Source organism: Myxococcus sp. AB025B (assembly GCF_006518215.1).
GTDB classification, from domain to species: Bacteria; Myxococcota; Myxococcia; order Myxococcales; family Myxococcaceae; genus Myxococcus; species Myxococcus fulvus.
Genome location: NZ_SRLW01000501.1, coordinates 1 through 4,112, shown reverse-complemented (window position 1 = coordinate 4,112; position 4,112 = coordinate 1). Strand labels below are relative to the sequence as shown.

At 69.6% G+C, this 4,112-nt stretch carries 3 protein-coding genes; all 3 read left to right on the top strand.

Annotated features, from left to right (window positions below; translation table 11 throughout):
* Positions 1–170 precede the first annotated feature (170 nt).
* Complete coding sequence (locus tag FL311_RS41630) at positions 171–917, top strand: hypothetical protein (protein WP_228557439.1); 747 nt, start codon at positions 171–173, stop codon at positions 915–917.
* Positions 910–1,890, top strand: coding sequence for a type VI immunity family protein (locus FL311_RS41625; protein ID WP_141333156.1), 981 nt, complete (start codon positions 910–912; stop codon positions 1,888–1,890). Before FL311_RS41630 ends, FL311_RS41625 begins: the two co-directional genes overlap by 8 nt.
* A gap of 459 nt (positions 1,891–2,349) precedes the next feature.
* The coding region (locus tag FL311_RS41620; RefSeq protein ID WP_228557438.1) for a DEAD/DEAH box helicase at positions 2,350–4,112 on the top strand (1,763 nt) is incomplete at its 3' end.

Below are 4,112 nucleotides of genomic sequence, written 5' to 3'. Positions count from 1 at the left end.
GGCCTACACCCTTGCTGGGTGGGGGATGGGGCGAGGCCCCGGTGGAGCTTCTGGGAGAGGCCGTTCCTGAACCCGGCGCACGGCCACCCGGGAAACCACGGTAAAGAGGGCGCTCGGCGTGGTTCCCTTGGAGTGGGAGCGTTCTGACAATGAGCCCGAGGGCTTGGGGCGTGACGTTCCTGCTGTTCGTGGCGTGTGCGACTCCACCTCGGAGCGGTGTAGGGCCGTCGGGCGCCGAGGGTGTGACTCGCTATGCGCAGAGCCTGGACTCGGCGACGAGCGGCTGCATGCGGAATCCTGCCTGCTACTCCCAACCGGGAAGCGAGGCCATCCTTCCTGGTGTCGGACGTTCTGTCGCCGCGGCCAGAGGGGTGGGCACGGCGCTGCGGATATTGGACGCCGCTGAACTGGCGCGAATCGAGCAACTCTTGATCCAGTGCTCCAAGGCGGCGGACCAGGAAGTCAACGAGCGCGAATATGGACCCGGGAAGAAGCCGGATGATGCGGAGTGTGAGCGGGTGGTCCGACACGTCGATGGCAAGCCACTCAAGCGCCGCATGGAACTGGGAACGATGAAACACGCAGTGGCATTTGCCTGCGTTCGGCGTGAGCTGTCGCGACTCTTCCCCGATAATGTCTCGGTGGAGCCTCGTTATGGGTTCGATGCAAGGACGGGGCGCCCTGTCCTGACGGAACGATGGGTGGGCTCACTCCGTCCGGATGTCGTGATTCATTTCGCGAAGGAGCCCAGTCGCGTCCAGTGTGTCTACGACTTCAAGTTCCCTTGCACGAAGGCCAGCAAGAGCAATCCGCTTGCCAGCCCCGAGCTTCTCCAGCAGTTGGAACGGTACGAGGCACTGGGTGGACACTGCCCACCGGCCATCATCACGCCTCAACTCGGAGTCAGCCGTGACTGAGGCCTACCCACGCATTCGTCTGGTCGACTCGGGTGCCGAAGATGCGCGTCTGCTGGCCCGGGACGTGGTGCGCATCGTGTTCTACCTGCCTCATGACCATGTGGAGCTGGGGGAAAGGATTGAAGAGGCGCTGGCCCTCTACCGACAGGCCGTGGGGGATGTGCTCCGGCGTGCCTGGGATTCAGAGGGCGAGTCGTTTCCCCTGACAGAAGCGGGGTGGCGAGAGATCCTGAGTTCTCTGCGGCCCAGTGCTTCCTTCCGCTTCATCGAAGAACTGCCCGAGGACTCCGACTCGTTCCAGCGGATGACCCGACTTCAGGCGGAGTGTTCCTGGACGCTCACGGGTGACAACTTCGATGGGTATTCACTCCGCTATCTGGCTCGGCTCCCGTCGAAGACACCGCTGGAGGGAAGTGTCAGCGTGCTGAGCGCCACGTTGCCCACGGAGTACCTGGAACTGCATGGCCCAGGACGCGTGAGGGAACTGGCCATGTCGTTGGCCTCGGTCCTGCCTCTTGCCTCGGGTCATGCGGGGCTCGCGCTGGAACTCGCAGGCGTGCGGCGGAAGATCCTGCCTCTCGTTCGTGAAGAGCTTCGCCGATACCCAGGAGTGGATGTTCCCAGGGTGGACGCTCACCTGTCCGTGGGGGCTCGCGTGGAGGGGGTGCACTGGCTGAACTTCCTGGGGACTTCGTTGCTTCAATCTGTGGGAGGTAGCGAAGCGCTTCGAGGTCGTCTCCAGTCGTCGGGGAGCACGGTTCAAGAGGTGGGGGCCTTGGGAGCCGCCTTGGTGACCCTCGGCCCGGGACCGGAGGCGGGGGACCGCTCGAATGGGGGCGACCTGCCCGCGCATCGCGAACTCGCGCGTGTGCTGGAGCCTGTCCTGGAGCCGTTCATGCCGGGATACGCACTCGCATGGCGTGGCTTTTCTGAAGACGAAGTCCACGACTGGTGGCGACGCTTTCTCGACTGATTTCCCCGCAGCCCCATGCCTGGCCGGCTGCTGGGAGCCAGCCGTACGTGAGCGCACAGCCGCGCCCCTGGGGCTTGCATTGACGTGGATCCACGCCTCCCCTACCTTCGCGCGCCCGTACCCGGCCTGGGCCGAGGGGCCCGGGGCCCGCCGACATGACGCACCGGACGCACAACGAGGTCTCCGAAGGGCGCCCCGCGCCGCAAAAGGAAGACTCCGTCCGAGAGCTTCACGTCGAGTACGACGACGCGCCCGGACGCCCCTTCACCCGAGGAGCCACCCGCACGCGACGTCGCCGCGCCCTCCGATGTCACCGCGTCCGAGCGCCAGGTCATCCAGGCCGCCGTCGCCACCGGGAAGCGCCGCGAGGCCTGGCGTCCTCCCGAATACCTCCCCGAGGACCTGAGCGACGCGCTCCTCTCCGAGCGCAGCCAGTACCGCGCCAAGCTGCTCCAGGACGTGCGCCAGGTCTCCCTGCAGGGCCCCGGCGTGTTGTCCCTCGTCCCCGTGCCCGCCGCGGACCCGGACTGGTCCGGCGGCTCGCTGCTCGGCTTCCTCGGCGAGGAGTGCGTCTTCGGCGGAGACGTCGTCCACCTCGACTTCGAGTCCGGCCGCGTCTTCGCCGCCCCCGACCACGGTGACGACGTGGACCGCCGCGCCCTCGCCGCGGACCGCTGGTGTTATCGGCCCTATGACTTCGCCGAGGCCCTCTGCACCGCCGCCTCCGCGTACGAGGACCGTCAACCCGCCCTCCATCAGGCCCTGCGCCGCGCCAGCGGAGACGAGCCCGCGCCCACCCCGCGTCCCCAGGACGCCGAGCTCCTCCCGACCGACCGCCTCTGGGCCCAGCCCTGGGGCTGCATCTGGGGACCTCCCGGCACCGGCAAGACGACCGCCGTCGCCGACCTCATCGCCCGCGCCCTGCGCGCCTTCCCCAACGAGCGCATCCTCGCGGTGGCCCCCACCAACCGCGCCGCCGATGAGCTCGTCCTGCGCGTCAGCGCCCTCCTGGAGCGCCAGCCCATCCCCCTGCGCCCCCTGGCGCGCAGCATCTTCCGCGGCGGCACCGGCGCCAGCGACGCCCTGGCGAAGCTGCCCACCGTCACCCTCGAGGACACCAAGGGCGGCAAGCTGCGCGCGAGCATCGAGGAGCGCGAGCGCGAGCTGTACCTCCAGCGTGTCCGCGGCGGCCCCGCGCACGAACTCGCCAAGCTCCAGGCGGAGCTGCGCGGCCTGCGCGGCAAGATGAAGGACCCCACCTTCAAGGAGGCGGAGAAGGGCGACTGTCCCCTCATGGTCCTCACCGTCCACCGCGCCCTGCGGCTGGTGTCGGAGCTCGAGGGCAAGTGCACCTTCGCGCGACTCGTGGTGGACGAGGCCGGCATGGTGACCCGCGCCGCCACCGCGCTCATGGCCCCCCTGGCCGAGCGCGTGACGCTCGCCGGAGACCCCAAGCAGATCGGCCCCGTCAGCCGCGCCGCCGAGGGCGCCGGACGCGGCTCCCAGAAGTGGCTGCGCGCCAGCGGCCTGTCCCACCTGGAGGACGCGGTGCGCGACGCCGCGCGCCCGGACGTGCTGCTCTTGCGCACCCAGCACCGCATGCACCCGGACATCGCCCGCGTCGTCAGCCACTTCTGCTACGGCGGCGCGCTCGAGGACGGTGACATCGTCAAGGCCCGCGCCGAGAAGGCCCCGCCCGTGCCCGCGTTCGCCGGGACTCGCGCGGGCTGGGTGGTGCTCGATGGCCTCAGTCGCGACGCCAGGCGCCTGACGCACGGCCGCGGCGAGACGGGCTCCGGCTACCAGCGCGAGCTGTCCGCCGAGCTCGCCGTGTCGCTCGCGCGCGAGGCCGTGCGCGCCGGCCTCAGTGTCCTGTGTGTCACGCCCTATCGCGCGCAGGCCTCGCTCCTGCGCAGGCTCGGCAACTCCGCGGGCTTCCGGGGCGACGCGTTCAGCGCCTCCACCATCCACCGTCAGCAGGGCACCCAGTACGACGTGGTGCTCGTGGACACCGTGGCCGGAGGCCGTCCCTTCCCACCGCACACGCTGGTGCCCATGCTCAACGTGGCCGCCAGCCGCGCGCGCGATTATCTCTTGGTGCTCGCCTCGCGCGACGAGGCCCGGGGCGCCACCATCCCCCAGCGCTTCCTCTCGCTCCTTCCTCGTCTGCGCGTCCTCCCCGGCTCGCCGCTCCGCCTGGAGGCGCTGCCCCTGCCGCGCGA